Genomic DNA, 20,096 nt, shown 5'->3' with positions numbered 1-20,096 from the left:
ACCTGTATGCGTAAAGAAGATTGCTATTTATTAGGAAAAATCACACGCAGACATGGCCTTGCGGGAAACGTTATCCTTAAACTGGATACCGATCAACCCGAGCTTTACAATAAATTGGAATCAATATTCGTTGAAATCAACGGATTATTGGTTCCTTTTTTTATTGAAAAAACATCATGGAGTAAAAATGATGCGCTTAACCTGGCCTTTAAAAATTCTTCCGAGGCATTGGTAGACCAGTCTTTAGGGAAAAGTGTCTACTTACCGCTTGCCTCACTTCCCAAACTTTCCGGGAAACAATTCTACTACCATGAGATCATTGGCTTCGATATCCTTGATGAAAATGGTAATGAATGTGGGGTCATAAGATCTGTCAACGACCAGACTGCCCAAAACTATTTCGTAACCAATCTGGACGGAAAAGAAGTGGTGATTCCTATCATCAAAGACTGGATCCTTGAAGTGAACAGAGATGAAAGATTCATCAAAATGCAGCTTCCTGAAGGACTTATCGACGTTTTTTTAGTTTCCTCTAAAAAAGACGAGTAATTTGCTAAAAGCAAATCAGCTGATGATTTGTCTTAGTACATTTCAATAATCAATATCTTTATTATTCTATACTGATACCACTATTCATCAATAGCAGGTAAAAGATATTCCTGTACTATCTTATCTGCCTGTGGATGAGCGTAAGGTTTGTTGTAGGCTTTTGCTGTAATTACGATCACAACCCGAATTTCTGTGAATATTATGATTTTATTTCCTCCATTTCCGCTGGACTGATAAGCTTCAAAATTGCGGTTTCCAACTTTATAAATTTTTCTCCAGAACAGATATCCATATCCTTCAAAATCTGTATTATCCGTGAAATAATTCGTGAAAGATTTCTTTACCCAATTTTTATCAATAATAGATTGACCATTCCATGTTCCGTTATTTTTGTAAAGCTGCCCGAATTTTGCAAAATCCAACGTTCTCATACGAAGTCCGCCGGCCAGAGAGGGCTTTTGTTGCGGGGTAAACTGCCATTTGTAGTTCGTAATTCCAAGAGGTTGAAACAGCTTTTTTTCGGCATAGTTTTCCAGGCCATTAGGAACCTTTTTATCCAAGATATCTCCTGTCAACACTACCCCTGCAGTGAAATAGCTCCATTTTTCACCGGGTTTGTTTTCTGTAGCAGGTAAATCCAGTACAAATTTCACCCAATTCTCAGTAGGATACATATTCTCTTCGTTTCCGGGAGATTCTTCATCCGCGTCATTTCCGTCAAAACCGGAACTCATGGTCAGCAGGCTTTTAATCGTCATACTATCTTTACTGGACGAGTAATTTTTAAATTGTTTCAGGTCATAAAATTCTTTCAGCATCTGATTTTCGCCCTTAAAATATCCATCTTTAATGGCAATGCCCATCAAAGCCGAAGCAAAAGATTTTCCAACAGAACGGGTATCCTGCAGGGAATCTCTTCCTGACTGGCTGAAATATTCTTCCAGAAGAAGCTTGTTATTTTTGATCACTACAATGCTTGTAATATCTCTGAATCTGTTCTCTGCGATTTTTCTATTTAAAAGCCTGATCTTTTCCTCATTCAATTTTTCATCAGAAACTTTCCATCCACTGTTGGGTGCTGTTTTTTGAATAGCAATTTGCTCTTCTGAAATATTTTTGTGAGGAACTGTCAAATGAATTTCACCTGCTGCAATCGTCTGTCCAACCTGTAAAGATGTCGTTTGCAGATAAGGTTTAATTTCAATCTTTAAAAGATGATTGCCTTCACCTAATGCATCAATTCCGCCATTGCCCAGGTAAAATCTCATCCACATATATTTTCCCCAGGAATCTTCGTTTTTTGAACTTAATAATGGAATTCTAAAAGTTGTTTTGCTCTTTTTATCTTCGGGTTTTCCAGCTCCTGTATTTAAATTTTCAGTATAAATTAATTTTTCGTCAACAAAGAAATTGAATTGATAATTTCCTTTTTTAAGTAATTCTTCAGCAGACAATGACGGATCGATCTGGTGTAAATAATTAATCAGGGAATTATTCATGAAAATACGGATGTCAAGATCCTTATCCTCCTGAAATACCAGATGCTTTAGAAAATCCGATTCTTTTATTTGGTCCGGAGAAACAGTTTTATCCAGGAAAATAATTTGGTTAGCATATTTTTTGTGAACAGGATTTGTGATGACTTCTGGCTCAGTAATATTTTTATCCTGTCCAAAAGAAATTCCTGAAACCAAGAGTATGATAAATAATAGAATAGATTTCATTTTAATATTTTATATGAACAAAAATAGAAAGTAGTTACTAGAAAAAATAGAATGAAATTAACATTCTTATTTCTTCAGAAGATTTTTATACTGCAAAGGAGTGATTCCCATATTTTCTCTGAACGACCTGATGAAATGACTTTGATCTGCAAAACCACATTCCAGCGCTACTTCGGCCAAAGACCGATGGGAATTGATAAGAGTTAAAGATTTATTGATCTTCAGTTTTCTGATATAATCTCCCAGATTACACTGAAAATGTTTCTGGAAATCACGGCTTAAATGAACCGGATGAATATCAATCGTTTTAGAAAGATCTGCCAGACTCAACTTTTCCGTGAAATGTTCATGGAGTATTTCATCAATTTTTTTTACCCAACCTGGTTTTTTATCAGAATTTTGAACCTTACCTGATAACTCACTGAAAATATTAAGTAAAAGCTCATGAACAGACAGTTCAAAAGAAATATCATTCAATTTCGCTTCTTTAAAAATCTTATACATCAACAATTTTAGAGCAGGGTTTTTCAAATTAAAACTTCCTTCAATACTGTCTTTGGAGATCTGGAATTTTTCAAACCAGTTTTCAGTGACCTCAAGATGAAATCCTCTCGTAAAAATATCAGGTTTAATGTTATAATGAGCATCTTCCCAATGATGATAAAGCAGTGCTCCTGCTTGGCAATCATAGGTTTCCTTTTTGTTTCCTTCCGTCATATTTCCCTGCAGCAGAAAAGTAAAATAAGCATTTTCATGGTAATGCCAGTCTACATACGGATGTGTGTATTCTGTATCCGTAATGGTCAGCCCATCGAAACGAACTGTTTCATTGGTTCTCCCAAAAAATTCACCATTATAGAGGCTTTTCATGTTATAGTTTTTGTTTTAAATGTTCAATCTGTTCAAACATTTTATTAAAAAATATTTTTCTGTCCCGGTTTCCGGAAGTATTCAGTGATTTTGAATTTTTGATCTGATGCTCAAAATAATTATAAGTTTCCTTGCAGGTTTTTGGATCATTAACTAATATATAACCAAACATATTCGTAGGTATAGCAAAAAGCGACTGTTGCGGATGATGAAAAAAGATATCATTGGAAAGATGCATCAGTTCATTTTCATACAATTGAAATTTTGGGTTACTTTCTGTCTTTTCTTCAACATATTTTATAAGTTCTCTCAGTTCTTTAAGAATAATTTCAGCTTCATTTTTTTGTAAAAGCCCGGTTTCGTAATAAAACAAAATCTGTTGTAAAATACTGGAAATGGTCCTGTTATTCCATAATTCTACCACATTTTGAGCTTCATATTTTTTTTTCAGTTCCTGGGTATTGGATTCAAAATAAGGTGGCGAAAATTCCAGAAAGGGGATGAAAACCTGTTTTGCATTAAGCAAATTCATCCAGACATAAATTTTAAAAACGGGAAAGTAATGTATCGGAAAGTGTATAAAAAAACGGAATATCCTTCGCTGAATAATAAATCGTCATTTCATCAGAAAGCGGCAGGCTTTCAAAAATACTGAGATTATTCTGAAAAAAAGACTGCAAATCTTCCGTTTTGTCCACGGCTGAGGTTTTCTGAACTACAAGCTGACGGTCTGAAGTAATGAACTGATTAAGGGAGATCTGATAATATTTCGCCAGTTTCAAAGCCTCTTCAAAACTGAATTTTGCCTTCAGAGAGGTTCTTCTGTGCGCTGCATCGTAGCTTATATTGAGAATATTGGCAATCTCATCATTCAGAGATTTATCACCAATTTTCCTACGAATTTCCTTTAATAAAAGTTCCTGATACATGGTTTTGTGATTTTCACAAATGTACTTCTTTATTTTAATTTTTTTTCACATTCAGATTCATGTTTTTCACAGATACTTTTGAAGTATAATTTTAAAACAATGAGTTATGAAAATAAATTTTATGATCATGTTTTCCCTCTTTGCAGGAAGTATGGTCAGTGCTCAGGATAGTTTATATATCAGATCGGATAAGCCCAGACTTATTGGCTTTTCGCCTTCAAAAGAAACTAAAAACGTTAATGGAATGCTGATTAAATATTATGATGAAATTGATCAGGAAATACAACCTAAGAAAATCAATGGGATTGGGCTAGGATTTAATGGGTTGGGAATTTTCTTTCCTGTATTGTTTCTGGTCAATATTACTACCATTGATAATTGGGGAATTAATGACATTGGTTCAGATCATCTGCCGGATAAAATGAATGAGATTAACGGAATGCAGCTTTCCATTATCAATATGGAACCTACTGTCACCAACGGACTCGAATTAAGTCTATCCAGTAATATTGGTGCGCCTTCAGTGACCAATGGACTTGCAGTATCACCGCTATACAATTTTCATCATACAACACAGGGCGTGGCTATTTCCACGATTGCGAATGTAAGTCAGAAATGCAGAGGTGTTCAGGTGGCTTTAATCAATGTTTGCAAAGATTCCAGGGGAATACAAATTGGTTTCTGGAATGAAAATGAAAAAAGAAAAATGCCTTTGATCAATTGGAATTTTAAAAATAAAAAGTTATGAAAAAGATACCCTACCTGCTTATAGCAACCAGATTTCTCCTTGCTCCGGTTATTCTGTCGTTAGCTTATTTTAAAGGAGTAGAAGCAAGTGTTTTGATTTTAATGTTGATGTATTTTGGACTTTTAACAGATATTTTCGATGGAATTATTGCCCGGAAGGTTGGTGTTTCGTCAGAAAAATTAAGAAGATTAGACAGCCAGACCGATTTGATATTCTGGCTTTCACTAGGATTCGCATCTTATTTCCTGAATCCTGACTTAATTAAAAATGAATGGCTAGGAATCCTTATAATCTTCGTTATGGAAGCACTCTGCTACATCGTCAGTATCTGGAAATTCGGTAAAGAAACCTGTACTCACGCTTTTTTATCGAAAATGTGGGGATTGAGTTTACTCGTTGCTTTTACTTATTTAATTGGATTTCAGCAGACCGGATGGGCTTTTTATCTGACAGTAGGATTGGGATTTATTTCACATATCGATGTGATCCTGATTATTTTAATTCTTCCGAAATGGCAGTATGATGTACCGAGTTCCTATCATGCCTGGAAAATCCGATGCGGAAAACAACGGAAGAAAACAGTGTTTTTTAATTAGAGAAACGAAGAAAAGGAATTTAGAAAGTGAAGTTGAGATGAATCCTTGTCAAGGTTTAAAAACTTCACAAGGATATTAAGATTAGTAACATGAAGTAATCTGCAACTACCCGAACTGAGCTTAAATAATATTTAGAGCATAGTTTTAGATTGAATTTATTGATAAATGATTTTTTTAAAAGACAGCGTAATCATTAAGTTGCGCTGTTTTTTTGTAACTTTGCAGACGTTAATTTTATACGAAAATTTATAATCAACAAATGAAAAAGCAGACCATTAAGGAAATCCTACAGGATTACAAGAAAGTATTACATCATGACATTACGGTTTACGGTTGGGTAAGAACATTCCGTGCAAATCGCTTTATAGCGCTTAATGATGGTTCTACGATCAATAATTTGCAAATTGTTGTTGATTTTGAAAATTTTGACGAGGAGATCATCAGTAAGATCAGTACGGCCGCCTCTCTAAAGGTGATCGGTGAAGTGGTAGAAAGCCAGGGAGCCGGACAGAATGTGGAAATTGTAGCGAAAAAGATCATCATCTTAGGAGATAACTTTACGGAAGACAGGGATAAAACGATTCTTCAGCCTAAAAAACATTCGCTTGAAGTGTTAAGAGATCAGGCCCACTTAAGATTCAGAACGAATTTATTCGGGGCTGTTTTCAGAGTGCGTCACGCAGTAAGTTTTGCGGTGCATTCATTTTTTAACCAAAACCAGTTTTTCTATATCAATACACCGGTAATTACAGGTGCAGATGCGGAAGGAGCAGGAGAAATGTTCGGAGTTACAAACTTTGACCTGAACAATATGCCAAGAACGGAAAACGGCGAAATAGATTTTGCACAGGATTTTTTCGGTAAAAAGACCAACCTAACGGTTTCCGGACAGCTTGAAGGAGAAACTGCAGCAATGGGATTGGGGCGAATTTATACCTTCGGACCTACTTTCCGTGCAGAAAACTCCAACACTACAAGACACCTTGCTGAGTTCTGGATGATAGAACCGGAAGTGGCATTCAATAATCTTGAAGATAATATTGACCTTGCGGAAGATTTCTTAAAATATGTGATCCAGTATGTTCTGGACAACTGTAAAGATGATCTTGAATTCCTTGACAAACGTTTTGAGGAAGAGCAAAAAACAAAACCGGAAAAAGAAAGAGCAAAAGAAGGGCTTATCGAAAAACTTCAGAATGTTATTGCTAAGCGCTTCAAACGTGTAAGCTATACAGAAGCCATCGAGATCCTAATGAACTCTAAAGAAAATAAAAAAGGAAAATTCCAGTATCCGGTTGAAAACTGGGGAACGGATCTTCAGTCTGAACACGAAAGATATCTGGTTGAAAAGCATTTTGAAAGCCCGGTAGTATTGTTCGATTATCCGAAAGAGATCAAAGCCTTCTATATGAAACTGAATGATGACAACAAGACCGTTGCCGCAATGGACGTTCTTTTCCCGGGAATCGGGGAGATCATCGGAGGATCGGAAAGAGAAGCGAGATTAGATGTACTAAAACAGAAAATGGCAGAAATGCATGTAGATGAGCACGAACTTTGGTGGTACTTGGATACCCGGAAATTCGGTTCTGTGCCGCATGCAGGCTTCGGATTAGGGTTGGAAAGACTGATTCTTTTCGTAACAGGAATGACGAATATCAGAGATGTGATTCCTTTCCCTAGAACACCGAAAAGTGCTGAATTCTAGACCAATAAAAAAGCCTTAATGTGAGAATTAAGGCTTTTTTTATTTTCTAATAGTTTATTATGTTAGGAAGTATAATGCAAAAATCATGCTAAATGTGTTTTTTATCGAATAAATTTATTAAATTCGTAGAATATGTTATGTTAAAACACAAAGGACTAATATGCTTAAACAACACTTACAACTTAAGTTAGGACAGAAGCTGGCCCCCCAGCAGATCCAGTTGATGAAGCTTATCCAGCTTCATACATTGGAATTTGAAGAGGAGCTGGAAAGAGAGCTTGAGGAAAATCCTGCTTTAGAAATTGTAAAGGAAGATTCTAAAGAAGATGACTTTTCTTCTCTCGAAGATGCTTATCAGGATGAGGGAACAGATAGTATTGAAACGGATTTCGACGTCAATGAGTATATCTATGACGACGAGCCTACTTATAAAACTGCATCCAGCAACTATTCTCCGGATGATGAAGAATTTGATAATGAAAGTCTTCTGACGGAAGGGCAGTCTTTATATGACTATCTACTTGAGCAGATTCACCTGATCAATATCAACCCTGAAGATCTGAAAATCGCAGAATATATTATTGGAAACTTAGATACGGACGGATACCTTAGAAGAGAGATAAAATCTATTGTAGATGATCTTGCCTTCTCGCATGGAATCTATACCACTAAAGAAAAAGTGGATGATATCTTAGAAAACTATATCCAGAAGCTTGATCCGCCCGGAGTGGGTGCAAGAGGTCTGCAGGAATGTCTGCTGCTTCAGATCGAGAAAAAAGTAAGCTCTGATAAAGCGGTTTCACTGGCTGCAAGTATTTTAAGAAATCAGTTTGATGCTCTTACCAATAAGCACTACAACAAGATTATTCAGAAATATGATATTGAAGAAGATGATCTTAAGGACGCTTTAGATGAGATCTCAAAACTTTCACCAAAAGTAGGAGGAAACTTTGATACGCAGACTATCACAATCAATCAGGAAATTATCCCGGATTTTGTGATCCAGGTAAAAGACGGGATTGTAATTCCAATGCTAAACAGCAAGAATGCGCCGACTTTAAGAGTTTCTGAGGAGTATAAGGATATTTTGACTACATATTCCCACGATAAGAAATCTTCTGATCATAAGCAGGCTGCATTATTCATTAAGCAGAAATTAGATGCTGCAAAATGGTATATAGATGCGATTAATCAGCGTCAGAATACCCTTCTGCAAACCATTACGGCTATCGTTAAATTCCAGAAGGATTACTTTATCACAGGGGACGAAAAATCTCTGAAACCAATGATTCTTAAAGATATAGCAGATATTACAGGATTTGATATTTCCACCATTTCAAGGGTTGTAAAAAGTAAATATGCTGATACCCCGAACGGTATTGTTTATCTGAAGGATCTTTTCTCAGACAGTTTAACGAATGATGATGGTGAGGAAGTCTCTACCAAAGAGATCAAAACACATCTTCAGGAAGTGATCGGAAAGGAGAACAAAAGAAAGCCACTTACAGACGATGCTCTGGTAGTAATCCTGAAAGAGCAAGGCTATAATATTGCCAGAAGAACGATTGCCAAATACCGTGAACAGCTCAATATCCCGGTAGCAAGATTAAGAAAAGAACTTTAAAAGTTATATATAAAAGTAAAAGCCCGGTATTTCCGGGCTTTTCTTATTTTAAGAGTCTATAATTAAAATTTTCTGTTAGAGTATTATTCAAAATAACTTGTAAAAGCTATTCAGGAACGTTGCTTCAGGTGCTCCAGTTCCAGTTCTTTTACAGAGATTTCACGCATTTCCACTTTTCTTATTTTGCCGGAAATGGTCATTGGGAATTCATCCACAAACTTCCAGTATTTTGGGACCTTATAATGGGCAATTTTCCCTTTGCAGTAGTCTAAAAGTTCTGTTTCTGTTATAACAGAGCCTTTTCTTACTTTTACCCATGCCATCACTTCTTCACCGAATTTTTCACTTGGAATTCCGATGATCTGAACATCCAGGATATTGGGATAAGTATACAGAAAATCTTCGATCTCTTTGGGTGAGATATTTTCACCACCACGAATGATAAGATCTTTCATGCGTCCGGAGATGGTAATATAACCTTCCTCATCCATTACAGCCATATCACCGGTGTGCATCCATCGGGCATCGTCCAGCACTTTTTTTGTATTTTCAGGATCATTCCAGTATTTCAGCATTACAGAATAGCCTCTTGTACAGAGTTCACCGGTTTCACCTCTTTCTACTGCTTTTCCGTTTTCATCAATAATCTTTATTTCAAGATGATCCTGGACGGTTCCTACCGTGCTTACCTGTTTTTCCAGGGAGGTTCCGATCAGGGTTTGTGTAGAAACAGGAGAGGTTTCCGTCATTCCGTAGCAAATGCTCATTTCTTTAATATTCATCAGATTTTCTACCTTTTTCATAATCTCAGGCGGGCAGACGGAACCAGCCATCACACCCGTTCTTAAATGGGAGAAATCAAAAGTTTCAAAATCCTTTACTGCCAGCTCAGCAATAAACATGGTTGGAACTCCATATAGGGAAGTACATTTTTCATCAGAAACCGTTTTAAGTGTAATCTCAGGATCAAAACTGTCATTGGGAATTACCATGCATGCTCCATGGGCTGTGCAACAGATATTCCCGATTACCATTCCAAAACAGTGATAAAAAGGTACGGGAATACAGACCCGGTCTTGCTCCGAGTATTTTAAGCGTATACCGATGAAGTATCCATTGTTTAAAATATTATGATGAGAAAGGGTAACGCCTTTTGGAAACCCGGTGGTTCCGGAAGTATACTGGATGTTTACGGGATCATCAAACTGTACGTGTTCTTCAAAGCTGTGCAGGGTATCATCCGAAATATACTGTCCGTTATTTAAAAAATCTTCCCAATTGTCATCAAAGAAAATTTCATGCTCCAGGGTAGGACATACTTCTTTTGCATATTCTACCATTTCCTTATAATTGCTGCTTTTAAAATTCAATGAGGAAAAAATAAAGCGGATCTCAGACTGGTTAAGGACATAAGTAAGCTCATGGGTTCTGTAAGCAGGATTGATATTAACAAGAATAGTTCCTATCCGGGCAGTGGCATATTGCAGCAGTACCCATTCATAGCGGTTGGAAGACCAGATCCCGATTCTGTCTCCAGCTTTGGCACCTGAAAAAATTAATGCTTTTGCAACAGCGGTTGTCTGATTATAAAATTCCTGATACGTTGCTCTGTAATTCTGATGAACACAGACTAAGGCTTCCTGATTGGGGTATTTTTCAACAGTCTTTTTAAGATTTCCGCCGATAGTTTGTCCAAGCAATGGAATAGAAGATGCTCCATAGACGTAAGATAATGGCATAGTTTAAGATTTGGTTCAATAAAATTAATGAAAAATCTTTAACTGATGCCTGTTTATGCTAATTTTCCTGAGAATCGATGTCTTTAAGCTGTTTTAAATTCCTGTCTAGTTTTCGGATAATAATTCCATACACAAGCCTGTAATAGAACCAAATCAGAAGCACACATAATACAGTACTTACAATGATTCCGACAATGACAATGATAAGGTTGGAATTGTCCGGCTGTACATTCTGGGAATTCAATACATAAAAAATGAATGCAGTAAAGACAAACATAAAAGCAACGAGCAGGGAAATGCTGATCAGGATAAAGGCATTGACGGTCTTTTTGAATTTCATAATCCGTATGATGAGGCCTTTAAGGTTTTCCTCAATTTTAATCTTGCGGTAATTCTGATAAAACTTCAGAACAAAATAAGCAGTGATCAAAAGGCTTAAAACTTTTATGGCTAAATAAGCATAGTCAAAATTGGTCTGTATTTCAGGCGACTGCTGAGCGCCCAATTTTTCTAATATTTTGCGGAAACTGTCTGATTCTTCACCCTGAAGGAAATAAAACAATCCGAGAACGGAAAAGAATAAAAATTCGGCTACACTGATCCAGAAAATATATTTCACGTAATTGCGTGATTTTCTGTTCAGCATCTGAAGAATTTCTGTGCTGTCGTATTTCTGCTGAACAGGCTGCTCCTGCCATGTTTTTTTTAAGCTGTCTAAATCAAAATCAGGCATATTTTTCCATCTGTTCTTTAAGGGTTTTCTTTAATCTGTTCATTTTCACACGGGCATTGACCTCGGTGATTCCAAGGTTTTCTGCAATATCCTTATAGGGCAGGTCGTCAAGATACATCATTACAATTGCTCTTTCTACATTTGGGAGTGTTTTGATCACGGTATACAGAAGCGAGATCTGCTGCTGCTTGTCCTCATCATCTTCCACAAAATCCCTGTGGTTGATATCCAGCTCGTTGGTAGGAAGACTCTTGCTTTTTTTTCTGAAAAGAGTAATGGCTGTATTAAGGGCTACACGGTACATCCATGTAGAAATTTTAGAATTTCCTTTAAAAGAGTCGTAGCTCCTCCAAAGCTGCAATACGATCTCCTGAAACAAATCCTCTTCGTCTTCAAGAGAATTGGTGTAGAGTCGCGAAACTTTAATAATCAGACCCTGATTATCTTTGATAAGCTGTGCGAATTCTTTTTCTCTGGAAGTCATAGATATATAATGGCACGAAGATAACAATAATGCGGTAATTTGTTGATATGATGGTAAGATAATTTATTGAAGAGACTTTTGAAGTTTGGTCTTATTGAATATCAAACTGAGGAGTTCATTAATGAGGCTTTTTATAGTACATTATTCAATAGAAGTGGCTTCAGATTACTTAACAAAAGACAGATGAAAATTAGACTTAGTCAAAACTTAAAATAATCCTGTTGTTAATCATCATAGCCACATTATTCCATTTAAATAATCTGTATCTTTGCAACCGCGAGAAAATCGGCTTGTTGATTCCTGTTTCGGCAGGGGTAGGAAAGTCCGGACACCATAGAGCAGCAAAGCGGATAACATCCGTCACCCGTGAGGGTAGGACAAGTGCAACAGAAAGCAGGTACAGTTCGGCTGTAGTGAAACCAGGTAAACTCTTTGCGGTGCAATGATAAGTATATCGGTTCTTTTCAGCAATGGAAATTAGGGGCGGCTCGTCCCGAAAGCCGAGGGGTAATCAGCTCAAGTTTTGCAGCAATGTAAAACGCAGATAAATAACAGGCACTTCTTCGGAAGAACAAAATCCGGCTTACAGATTTTCTCGTGATTTTTAGTTACAAAACTGTTTATAAAAAGCCGTCCTGCAATTTGCAGAGACGGCTTTTTTAGGTTTCAGATGGTAGGTCCGAAATTTTTCCCAAAAAGAAATCCTCAACACAGGTTATGAATTTTTAGATACATTCTTTTTATGGGTAAATATTAAAGTAAGTTACTGTTAGGCCCAATAATAAAGCTGCTGTTTTTTTCATGGATATATTTGTAAATAAGTGATGGTTTCAGTTCCTGTAATCGTAAACCATTCTGCGGATCCGTCTGGCGTGGAAAAGTAATCAACACTGGTGACGCATGAATTAGGAGTAGCATCTCCAAGATTAGTATTAAATCCAACTACTTTGTTGCCTGTCCCTGCGTAATACATGGCAAATTTTGACGTTACCCATTTTGTATTCATTGAAATGACGCCGCCGGGAATCATACTTCCATTATTCCATGCCCTGATAGTGGCGGGAGATGTACTCAATCTTACAATCCAGTTGTTAATAGGATATAGGGAAGTAGTGAACTGATCCCTGTAATTATCTATTTTCCAGGCAAGGCCATTTCCCATATGTGAATTGGCTGGAACGATCATTGTGGCAGGGTCATTATTCATGACAGAAGGAAGGCAGCCGGTAAGATTAATGGCCATAAGATTTCCACGATAATCATGAGGAGAATAATTATTCAGCATAAATATCCCTTGTGAATAAACCATTGATGCAGAAATGATACCTGCTAACGTTAATATTTTTTTCATAGTTTATTTTTCAGATTTGATGTTCTTACGGATCTCGTCGCTTTTCTGCATATAGATCTGCGTTGCCCAAACGATAATCTGGCTCATATCCCCGTTCGTCTTTCTTGTAATCTCAGCTTCTGTGATGCCTGTGGAAAGAATCAGTTCCTTAGAGGCCGGAACCAGAAGTGCTTTTCTCCGGTCACTCAGTTCGGAAGTATTTCTTTTTCTTTCCTCTTCAGTCGGTCTGTTTTGTGGATCTCCTAAGCTCTTGAAAGCTTTATCAAAATTTTCCATTTGTGGAGATTTCATGCTTTCAACAGTATTTACGGCACTTCCTTCGTTATTACATGAAGCTAAAGTTAAAGCGGCAAAAACTGCAGTTATAAAGAGTTTTTTCATTGAAATTAAAATTTAGGTTTGATATTTTGACTAATAAATCTGGAGGTATGCAGTAACATTACTCCCACTTGTAATGGTAAACATTTCCGCACTGTTAAGACCACTGGAGGTTGTGAAATAGTCTGGATAAGTATAACAAGGATTACCAGCTATAGAGATATTCACACTGAAACCTGGAACATTAGTGGTTGTTCCTGCGTACACCATTCCAAATTTTGCCGTACCCCATTTGGTATTGCTTGAAATTACGCCTCCGGGAAGTAGGCTATTATTATCCCATGATCTTACATTAGTAGTGTTTGCTGATGTAGATACGCTCCATTCGGCCATCGGATATAGGGAATTTATGAACTGAACTCTGTAATTTTCATACTGAAGCTGCAGCCCGTTTCCTATATGAGAATCAGCTGGAACTATAATCGGAGTATTGTTCGCAACTCTTGGATAGCAGGGAGATATTAAATTGTGAGCAATCAGATCACCCCGGAAATCGTAAGTTGTGTAGTTGTTGATTACAAGAGCTCCCTGTGCGTATGCAGCTACTGATGCCGCAAAGCTTAATAAGGTTATAATTTTTTTCATAGTTTATTTCTCAGATTTAATATTTTTTCTAATCTCGTCACTCTTCTGCATATAGATCTGCGTAGCCCAGACAATAATTTGGCTCATATCATCGCCTGACTTTCTCGTAAGTTCAGCTTCTGTAACGCCTGTGGAAAGGATCAGCTCTTTAGAAGCCGGAACCAGAAGCGCTTTTCTTCTGTCACTTAATTCCGAAGTATTTCTTTTTCTTTCCTCCTCAGTAGGTCTGTTTTGTGGATCGCCCAGGCTTTTGAAGGCTTTGTCGAAGTTTTCCATCTGCGGAGTCTTCATACTTTCTACGGTATTTACAGGACTTCCTTCATTGTTGCATGATGATAATGTTAAAACAGCTACTATAGCTGATATAAAAAATTTTTTCATGATTAATTTAAATTTAGGTTTGATTTCTGTGATTAATAAACTTGTAAATAAGAGTAGGTAACGTTGGCTGTTGTAATATTAAACCATTCTGCATCTCCATATGACGTTGAAATATATCCCGGAGCACCCGTACATGGGTCAGGAGATTCCCCGATCAGTCCGCCGAACGAAGGTTCCGGTATAGAGGTCCCTGCATAATACATCTGAAACTGGGAAGAAGCCCATTTAACATTATAAGAAATGACACCGCCCGGTGCAATACTTGGATGATTCCATGCTCTGATTGTGGATGATGTAGGACTCGTCTGTACCGTCCAGTTAGTCGTAGGATATAAAGATCCTGTAAATTGATCTTTAAAATTTTTATAAGCCAGCTCTTTGCCATTAGATGTATGAGAATCTGCCGGCACTGTGATCATGGTAGGAGTGCTGGATGTTACATACGGGTAGCAGCTTCCTGAATAGTTATGGGCACTCAAATTTCCCTGAAAATCGAATGTGGTAGAAAAGTTGTTGACAATCATAATACTGTGCTGCGCATAAGCATAAGACATCAGGCAAAGGCTAAGAAGTGCGAATGTTTTCTTCATATTTTATTATTGATTTGAAGGTTGCTATTTAGAAAAGCTGTAGGTAGGTTATGCTTCCTATGGTGAACATTTCTGCGCTGTTATTTCCAGAAGGAGTAACATAGTAATCCATAATACCAGGGCTGCAAGGATTGGCAATATTCAAATTCGTATGGAAATCCTGTACCGATATATTGGTTCCCGGTTCTGTCATGTCAAATTTAGTGGCATACCATTTTGTAGTCGTTGCGATCGTACTGACGGGAGCAAGATTTACATCATCCCAGGCCATTATGGAAGATGTCAGAGGATTGACCGTCACCTCCCAGTTAGTAGTGGGATAAAGAGAAGAAATAAACTGATCTCTGTAGCCCTCATATACAAGTGCAAGTCCATTACCCATGTGGCATTCGGCAGGAATTACTATGGCTCCGCTGTTTCCTGCACGTGGATAACATCCCGTGGTAGAATTAGTGGTTATTAAAAAACCATGGAAGTCATATTTAGAATAGTTGTTTACGATAATTCTCCCTTGTGAATAAACAAAAGAGGCTGCTGTTATTCCTAAGACGGTTAAAATCTTTTTCATACTCATTAGAAAAGTTGGATATAAGTATAATTAGTGCCACCGCTGCTTATCGTAAATATTTCCGCACTGTTGCTTCCTGTAGATGTTGTAAAGTGGTCAGGAGCAGTATAGCAGGAATTGGCTGCTATAGTTACGGCACCATTGAAATTGTCCGGAGCTAAAGTGGTTGTTCCCGGATAATACATTACAAATTTTGTGGTTGCCCATCTCGTATTATTAGAATAAACTCCACCCGGCATCAGAGCAGGATGATCCCAGGGTCTTGTGATATTAGTGGTATTGGATAGAGTTATCAACCATGAAGCCATCGGGTATGAAGAATTATTATACTGGTCTCTATAGTTGTCATATCTCAGTTCTTGCCCGTTACCCATATGGGAATCGGCAGGAACCCTTACCATTTCCGGGTTTGCTGAAGTTATCCAAGGGTAACATCCTCCTGCCAGATTATTGGCAATAATATACCCCACAAAATCATAATGGGAATAATTATTCAGAATAAGAGTTCCTCCCTGCGAATATCCAAGGGAAAAAGCGGCTAAAAGTAATACTGTCAGTAATTTTTTCATATCAATTAATTATTTGTCTGATTTAATATTTTTTTTGATTTCATCACTTTTCTGCATATAGATCTGCGTGGCCCAAACGATGATCTGGCTCATATCGCCACCTGTTTTTCTCATAAGCTCAACTTCTGTAACGCCGGAAGAAAGGATAAGTTCCTTAGATGCCGGAACCAGTAGTGCTTTTCTTCTGTCACTCAGTTCTGAAGTGTTTCTTTTTCTTTCCTCTTCCGTAGGTCTGTTCTGTGGATCTCCTAAACTTTTAAAAGCTTTGTCGAAGTTTTCCATCTGTGGAGTTTTCATACTTTCTACAGTATTTACTGCGGATCCCTCATTGTTACATGATGATAAGGTTAAAATGGCCAGTACAGCCGATAAAAAATATTTTTTCATAGTTAAATTTTATTTTGGTGAATCAATAATAGGTTGTTCCTAATAAAGCTGTAGATAAGTTTCTACCAACCCGGTGCTGGTAGTGATGACAAACATTTCTGCACTGTTGGCTCCGCTTGGAGTCACAAAATAATCCATCACTCCATTGCATGGGTTTGCTGCAACAGTCATATTGGCATGGAAGTCCGTAACGTAAGAAGATGTTGCCAGATCGTACATCTCAAACTTGGTGCCGGACCATTTGGTATTGTTGGATATTACGCCGCCCGGAACTAGACTGCCGTGGTTCCAGGGTCTTACATTCGAACTGTTTGCGGCAATAGAAACCGTCCAGTTGAGCATAGGGTAAAGAGATGTACCGAACTGATCCCTGTAGTTGGTATAGATCAATGCATTTCCATTACCGATATGAGAGTCCGGAGGGATAATAACCGGATCATTGGTTCCGATCACAGGGTAGCATCCTCCAGAGAAATTATTGGCAATGAGAGCTCCGCGGTATTCATAGGCAGAATAATTGTTGACAATGAGGGTTCCTCCCTGTGAATAAGCCATAGAAGCCAATGTTATCCCTAATATAGTCAGTAGTTTTTTCATAGATTATTTTTCAGATTTAATATTTTTACGGATTTCATCACTTTTCTGCATATAGATCTGGGTAGCCCAAACGATAATCTGGCTCATGTCACCACCTGTTTTTCTGGTGAGTTCAGCTTCGGTAACACCTGAAGAAAGAATCAGTTCTTTGGAGGCAGGAACAAGAAGAGCCTTTCTTCTGTCACTCAGTTCCGAAGTATTTCTTTTTCTTTCCTCCTCGGTAGGTCTGTTCTGTGGATCTCCAAGGCTTTTAAAAGCTTTATCGAAATTCTCCATTTGTGGAGACTTCATACTTTCTACAGTATTTACGGCACTCCCTTCATTGCTACATGATGATAATGTTAAAACAGCTATTAGAGCTGATAAGAAGTATTTTTTCATAGTTAGATTTTTTGAATAGTCAGTTTTTGGAATAATAAATTTGGTTATCATGAGATATTAAAAAATCTGGAAATAAGTGATCTGCCCGCCCGGTGTTGTAATCGTGAACCAGTCTGCTGAACTTCCTGTATTAGGCCCTGTCTGTGTTGTGCTTAAAAAGCCTCCCGAAAGTACAGGATCTCCTACCTCAAACGTATCAAAGGTGTATCCCGTAACATCAGTAAGTGAAAAGGCAAAGCCCATCCACTCATCAACAGCGGTCACTGCTGTAATGGTAGGATGATTGTAGGCGTAATTTCCAGTATTCGCACTGTTTAAAGGATCTATATAATACCAGCCGGAAATAGGAATAGGATTTGAGCCACCCGTATTGTCAAACTTATCATATTTGGTGTAACCTCCTGCGGGAATAGTGTATACCGTATAAGGCGAGTTAGGAAGTGCATACATGTACGGCTGCGATGATCCGGATCCTGCTGAGCCTACCGTCATAAATCTTCCTGCAGCATCATAACTGCTATAATTATTGATCATCAGGGTAGAAGATTGCGCAGAAACAGCTATTCCTGCTGAAATACCTAATATAATGCTTAGTTTTTTCATATATACATTCGTTTAATGGTTAGTATTTATTTTTCAGACTTAATATTTTTACGAATCTCATCGCTTTTCTGCATGTAGATCTGAGTAGCCCAGACAATAATTTGGCTCATATCACCACCGGTTTTTCTTGTCAGCTCAGCTTCTGTAATGCCTGTAGACAGGATCAGTTCTTTAGAAGAAGGAACCAGAAGCGCTTTTCTTCTGTCGCTCAGTTCCGAAGTATTTCTTTTTCTTTCCTCCTCAGTAGGTCTGTTCTGAGGATCTCCAAGGCTCTTAAAAGCCTTATCAAAGTTTTCCATCTGCGGAGTCTTCATGCTTTCCACAGTATTTACGGCAGAACCTTCATTATTACAGGAAGTAAAACTTAATACAGCAATAACAGCTAATAAAAAATGTTTTTTCATAAGGAATAGGATATTGTTTTTGGATTGATTAATATATTTGGAGATAAGTTGAGGTAGTACCTGCGGAAGTAATCGTAAACCACTCTACCATGGCTTGTGGAGTATTGATAACACTGGAAACCGGATCACAAGTATAAGATGCATCTCCTACAGCTCCCGTTGATAAAAGTGTTCCCGACTGATAAAACTGGAATTGGGATATCACCCATTTTGTATTGTTAGAAATCACTCCTCCCAACATAAGGCTTGGGCTGGTTCCAGGTCTTAGAGTGGCAGGAGAAGGTGATGTAGCCACTTTCCAGTAAGTGCCCGGAATATTGAAACTGTTATAATTAACAGAACTCACACCGGAAATAACAAGTTCAGGATTGTCTAATGCTACATAAAAATAGCAGCCCGGGGTCGAGAGATTAGCCGCAGTTACCCGAGTGTGAAAATCATAACTAGTATAATTGTTAATGATAAGCGGACCTCCCTGAGCATATACCGATGCCGCCGATATGAATCCAATGATGGTTAAAAGCTTTTTCATATTTATTTCTCAGATTTTAAATTTTTACGGATTTCGTCACTCTTCTGCATATAGATCTGCGTAGCCCAGACAATCGTCTGGCTCATGTCACCCCCTGTCTTTCTCGTAAGTTCAGCTTCTGTAACCCCTGTGGAAAGGATCAGCTCTTTAGAAGCCGGAACCAGAAGCGCTTTTCTTCTGTCACTCAGTTCTGAGGTGTTTCTTTTTCTCTCCTCTTCGGTAGGTCTGTTTTGTGGATCGCCAAGACTTTTAAAAGCCTTATCAAAATTTTCCATCTGCGGGCTTTTCATACTTTCCACAGCGTTGACTGCAGCGCTTTCGTTGCTGCACGATCCCAACGTTGAAACGGCTAACACAGCCGATAAAAGAAGTTTTTTCATGATTAAATTATATTTAGAATAAACATTAAAATATTGTTTGACATTAGGCATAGAAAGCTCTTGGAAAGCAAAAATGCCCTCCCGTCAATGGTATTCAATAAAATAGGCAGCCGTTTAAACAGCTGCCAATGTCTTAAAAGATCAGCATATAAGTAATAGCTCCTGTAGGGGTACTTATAGTGAACCAGTCTGCACTGGAAACACTACCCGTAAGCGAAGGGCTGAATCCCGGATAGATGGTAGGATCTCCCAATTCATAAGAATCAACAGTATTATTGGTGGAAGGATCTACAAGCCAGAAATGAAATCCGCCCCATTCATTGGAAGGATTCATCACAGACGTGATAAAAGGGTCGTTATAGGCAAATGTTCCATTGTTGGCAGGATTTGTGGCATCTCCAACATACCACTTGACTATAGGGAGAGCTACTGTCCCGCTCGTATCAAATGTGTTGTATTGAGTGGAATTTCCCGCAGGAACAGTGTAGCTTCCAAACGGAGGGTTGGGGGCTGCAAACATATAAGGACCTGCTGCGCCGCCCGGCATTCCCGTACGCAGTCTTCCAACAGCATTATAAATACTGTAGTTTTCTACAAATAAAGCAGAGCTCTGTGCAAAAGAAAGTACTCCTGCCAAAGCAGATAAAAGTAAGGATATCTTTTTCATAATAATATAAGGTGAATGG

The 20,096-nt window shown here is 37.9% G+C and carries 27 protein-coding genes and 1 other RNA gene; 6 read left to right on the top strand and 22 right to left on the bottom strand.

Translation table 11 applies throughout. The annotated features are described in order from the left end of the window. Nucleotides 1–6 precede the first annotated feature (6 nt). Nucleotides 7–549 (top strand): ribosome maturation factor RimM, encoded by a 543-nt coding sequence (gene rimM, locus QF044_RS13685; RefSeq protein WP_307268254.1) that lies wholly within the window; start codon nt 7–9, stop codon nt 547–549. A gap of 80 nt (nt 550–629) precedes the next feature. Here the strand turns inward: rimM and QF044_RS13680 are convergent, their stop codons facing one another. The 4 genes from QF044_RS13680 to QF044_RS13665 form a co-directional block, all read right to left on the bottom strand. After that, nucleotides 630–2,273 (bottom strand): serine hydrolase, encoded by a 1,644-nt coding sequence (locus tag QF044_RS13680; RefSeq protein WP_307268252.1) that lies wholly within the window; start codon nt 2,271–2,273, stop codon nt 630–632. Between the two features lie 66 nt (nt 2,274–2,339). After that, nucleotides 2,340–3,143 (bottom strand): helix-turn-helix transcriptional regulator, encoded by an 804-nt coding sequence (locus tag QF044_RS13675; protein WP_307268250.1) that lies wholly within the window; start codon nt 3,141–3,143, stop codon nt 2,340–2,342. Nucleotide 3,144: 1 nt separating this feature from the next. Continuing rightward, a complete protein-coding gene (locus QF044_RS13670; RefSeq protein WP_307268246.1) occupies nt 3,145–3,675 on the bottom strand; it encodes a hypothetical protein in 531 nt (176 codons plus the stop codon). A 13-nt stretch (nt 3,676–3,688) separates the two neighbouring features. Continuing rightward, nucleotides 3,689–4,072, bottom strand: a complete 384-nt coding sequence (locus QF044_RS13665; RefSeq protein ID WP_307268244.1) for a hypothetical protein — start codon at nt 4,070–4,072, stop codon at nt 3,689–3,691. Nucleotides 4,073–4,178: 106 nt separating this feature from the next. Between QF044_RS13665 and QF044_RS13660 the strand changes: the two genes are divergently transcribed. The 4 genes from QF044_RS13660 to rpoN all read left to right on the top strand — a co-directional run bounded on the left by QF044_RS13660 (nt 4,179) and on the right by rpoN (nt 8,748). Further along, nucleotides 4,179–4,820, top strand: coding sequence for a hypothetical protein (locus QF044_RS13660; protein ID WP_307268241.1), 642 nt, complete (start codon nt 4,179–4,181; stop codon nt 4,818–4,820). Further along, nucleotides 4,817–5,416, top strand: coding sequence for a CDP-alcohol phosphatidyltransferase family protein (locus tag QF044_RS13655; RefSeq protein WP_307268239.1), 600 nt, complete (start codon nt 4,817–4,819; stop codon nt 5,414–5,416). Before QF044_RS13660 ends, QF044_RS13655 begins: the two co-directional genes overlap by 4 nt. A 259-nt stretch (nt 5,417–5,675) precedes the next feature. Beyond that, nucleotides 5,676–7,124 carry an asparagine--tRNA ligase gene (asnS, locus tag QF044_RS13650; RefSeq protein WP_307268236.1) on the top strand — a complete coding sequence of 483 codons (1,449 nt, stop codon included), beginning with the start codon at nt 5,676–5,678 and terminating at the stop codon, nt 7,122–7,124. A 160-nt stretch (nt 7,125–7,284) separates the two neighbouring features. Then, nucleotides 7,285–8,748: an RNA polymerase factor sigma-54 gene (gene rpoN, locus QF044_RS13645; protein ID WP_307268234.1), complete on the top strand. Its 1,464-nt coding sequence runs from the start codon at nt 7,285–7,287 to the stop codon at nt 8,746–8,748. A 110-nt stretch (nt 8,749–8,858) separates the two neighbouring features. Here the strand turns inward: rpoN and QF044_RS13640 are convergent, their stop codons facing one another. Genes QF044_RS13640 through QF044_RS13630 form a run of 3 tightly spaced genes read right to left on the bottom strand, consistent with a single transcriptional unit; the run spans nt 8,859 to nt 11,704 of the window. After that, nucleotides 8,859–10,487, bottom strand: coding sequence for an AMP-binding protein (locus QF044_RS13640; RefSeq protein WP_307268232.1), 1,629 nt, complete (start codon nt 10,485–10,487; stop codon nt 8,859–8,861). A gap of 58 nt (nt 10,488–10,545) precedes the next feature. Further along, nucleotides 10,546–11,220: a beta-carotene 15,15'-monooxygenase gene (locus QF044_RS13635; RefSeq protein WP_307268230.1), complete on the bottom strand. Its 675-nt coding sequence runs from the start codon at nt 11,218–11,220 to the stop codon at nt 10,546–10,548. Continuing rightward, the gene (locus tag QF044_RS13630; protein WP_307268227.1) at nt 11,213–11,704 is read right to left on the bottom strand and encodes an RNA polymerase sigma factor; all 492 of its coding nucleotides are present in this window, start codon (nt 11,702–11,704) and stop codon (nt 11,213–11,215) included. The genes QF044_RS13635 and QF044_RS13630 overlap by 8 nt, the downstream gene beginning before the upstream one ends. A 277-nt stretch (nt 11,705–11,981) precedes the next feature. Between QF044_RS13630 and rnpB the strand changes: the two genes are divergently transcribed. Continuing rightward, nucleotides 11,982–12,306: RNase P RNA component class A (rnpB, locus tag QF044_RS13625), an RNA gene on the top strand. Nucleotides 12,307–12,503: 197 nt separating this feature from the next. Here the strand turns inward: rnpB and QF044_RS13620 are convergent. The 15 genes from QF044_RS13620 to QF044_RS13550 form a co-directional block, all read right to left on the bottom strand. Beyond that, nucleotides 12,504–13,055: a hypothetical protein gene (locus QF044_RS13620; RefSeq protein ID WP_307268223.1), complete on the bottom strand. Its 552-nt coding sequence runs from the start codon at nt 13,053–13,055 to the stop codon at nt 12,504–12,506. A 3-nt stretch (nt 13,056–13,058) separates the two neighbouring features. After that, nucleotides 13,059–13,436 carry a hypothetical protein gene (locus QF044_RS13615; RefSeq protein WP_307268221.1) on the bottom strand — a complete coding sequence of 126 codons (378 nt, stop codon included), beginning with the start codon at nt 13,434–13,436 and terminating at the stop codon, nt 13,059–13,061. Nucleotides 13,437–13,466: 30 nt separating this feature from the next. Then, complete coding sequence (locus QF044_RS13610) at nt 13,467–14,018, bottom strand: hypothetical protein (protein ID WP_307268219.1); 552 nt, start codon at nt 14,016–14,018, stop codon at nt 13,467–13,469. 3 nt (nt 14,019–14,021) lie between these two features. Further along, nucleotides 14,022–14,399, bottom strand: a complete 378-nt coding sequence (locus tag QF044_RS13605; protein ID WP_307268218.1) for a lipoprotein — start codon at nt 14,397–14,399, stop codon at nt 14,022–14,024. A 32-nt stretch (nt 14,400–14,431) separates the two neighbouring features. Continuing rightward, nucleotides 14,432–14,989 (bottom strand): hypothetical protein, encoded by a 558-nt coding sequence (locus QF044_RS13600; RefSeq protein WP_307268215.1) that lies wholly within the window; start codon nt 14,987–14,989, stop codon nt 14,432–14,434. Between the two features lie 28 nt (nt 14,990–15,017). After that, nucleotides 15,018–15,557 carry a hypothetical protein gene (locus QF044_RS13595; protein ID WP_307268212.1) on the bottom strand — a complete coding sequence of 180 codons (540 nt, stop codon included), beginning with the start codon at nt 15,555–15,557 and terminating at the stop codon, nt 15,018–15,020. Between the two features lie 5 nt (nt 15,558–15,562). Further along, on the bottom strand, nt 15,563–16,126 hold the full coding sequence (locus tag QF044_RS13590) for a hypothetical protein (protein ID WP_307268207.1): 564 nt from the start codon (nt 16,124–16,126) through the stop codon (nt 15,563–15,565). 9 nt (nt 16,127–16,135) lie between these two features. After that, nucleotides 16,136–16,513 carry a hypothetical protein gene (locus tag QF044_RS13585; RefSeq protein WP_307268204.1) on the bottom strand — a complete coding sequence of 126 codons (378 nt, stop codon included), beginning with the start codon at nt 16,511–16,513 and terminating at the stop codon, nt 16,136–16,138. Nucleotides 16,514–16,552: 39 nt separating this feature from the next. Further along, nucleotides 16,553–17,110 (bottom strand): hypothetical protein, encoded by a 558-nt coding sequence (locus tag QF044_RS13580; protein ID WP_307268200.1) that lies wholly within the window; start codon nt 17,108–17,110, stop codon nt 16,553–16,555. A 3-nt stretch (nt 17,111–17,113) separates the two neighbouring features. Then, the gene (locus QF044_RS13575; RefSeq protein ID WP_307268197.1) at nt 17,114–17,491 is read right to left on the bottom strand and encodes a hypothetical protein; all 378 of its coding nucleotides are present in this window, start codon (nt 17,489–17,491) and stop codon (nt 17,114–17,116) included. 57 nt (nt 17,492–17,548) lie between these two features. Continuing rightward, a complete protein-coding gene (locus QF044_RS13570) occupies nt 17,549–18,094 on the bottom strand; it encodes a hypothetical protein (protein ID WP_307268195.1) in 546 nt (181 codons plus the stop codon). A gap of 26 nt (nt 18,095–18,120) precedes the next feature. Then, on the bottom strand, nt 18,121–18,498 hold the full coding sequence (locus tag QF044_RS13565) for a hypothetical protein (protein ID WP_307268193.1): 378 nt from the start codon (nt 18,496–18,498) through the stop codon (nt 18,121–18,123). A gap of 28 nt (nt 18,499–18,526) precedes the next feature. Next, complete coding sequence (locus tag QF044_RS13560; RefSeq protein ID WP_307268191.1) at nt 18,527–19,030, bottom strand: hypothetical protein; 504 nt, start codon at nt 19,028–19,030, stop codon at nt 18,527–18,529. A gap of 2 nt (nt 19,031–19,032) precedes the next feature. Next, nucleotides 19,033–19,410, bottom strand: a complete 378-nt coding sequence (locus tag QF044_RS13555; RefSeq protein ID WP_307268189.1) for a hypothetical protein — start codon at nt 19,408–19,410, stop codon at nt 19,033–19,035. 133 nt (nt 19,411–19,543) lie between these two features. Beyond that, nucleotides 19,544–20,077 carry a hypothetical protein gene (locus QF044_RS13550; RefSeq protein ID WP_307268187.1) on the bottom strand — a complete coding sequence of 178 codons (534 nt, stop codon included), beginning with the start codon at nt 20,075–20,077 and terminating at the stop codon, nt 19,544–19,546. Nucleotides 20,078–20,096 lie beyond the last annotated feature (19 nt).

This window comes from Chryseobacterium sp. W4I1 (assembly GCF_030816115.1).
Lineage (GTDB): Bacteria > Bacteroidota > Bacteroidia > Flavobacteriales > Weeksellaceae > Chryseobacterium.
Note: the sequence above shows the minus strand (reverse complement) of the source record. Positions and strands in the feature narration are given on the sequence as shown.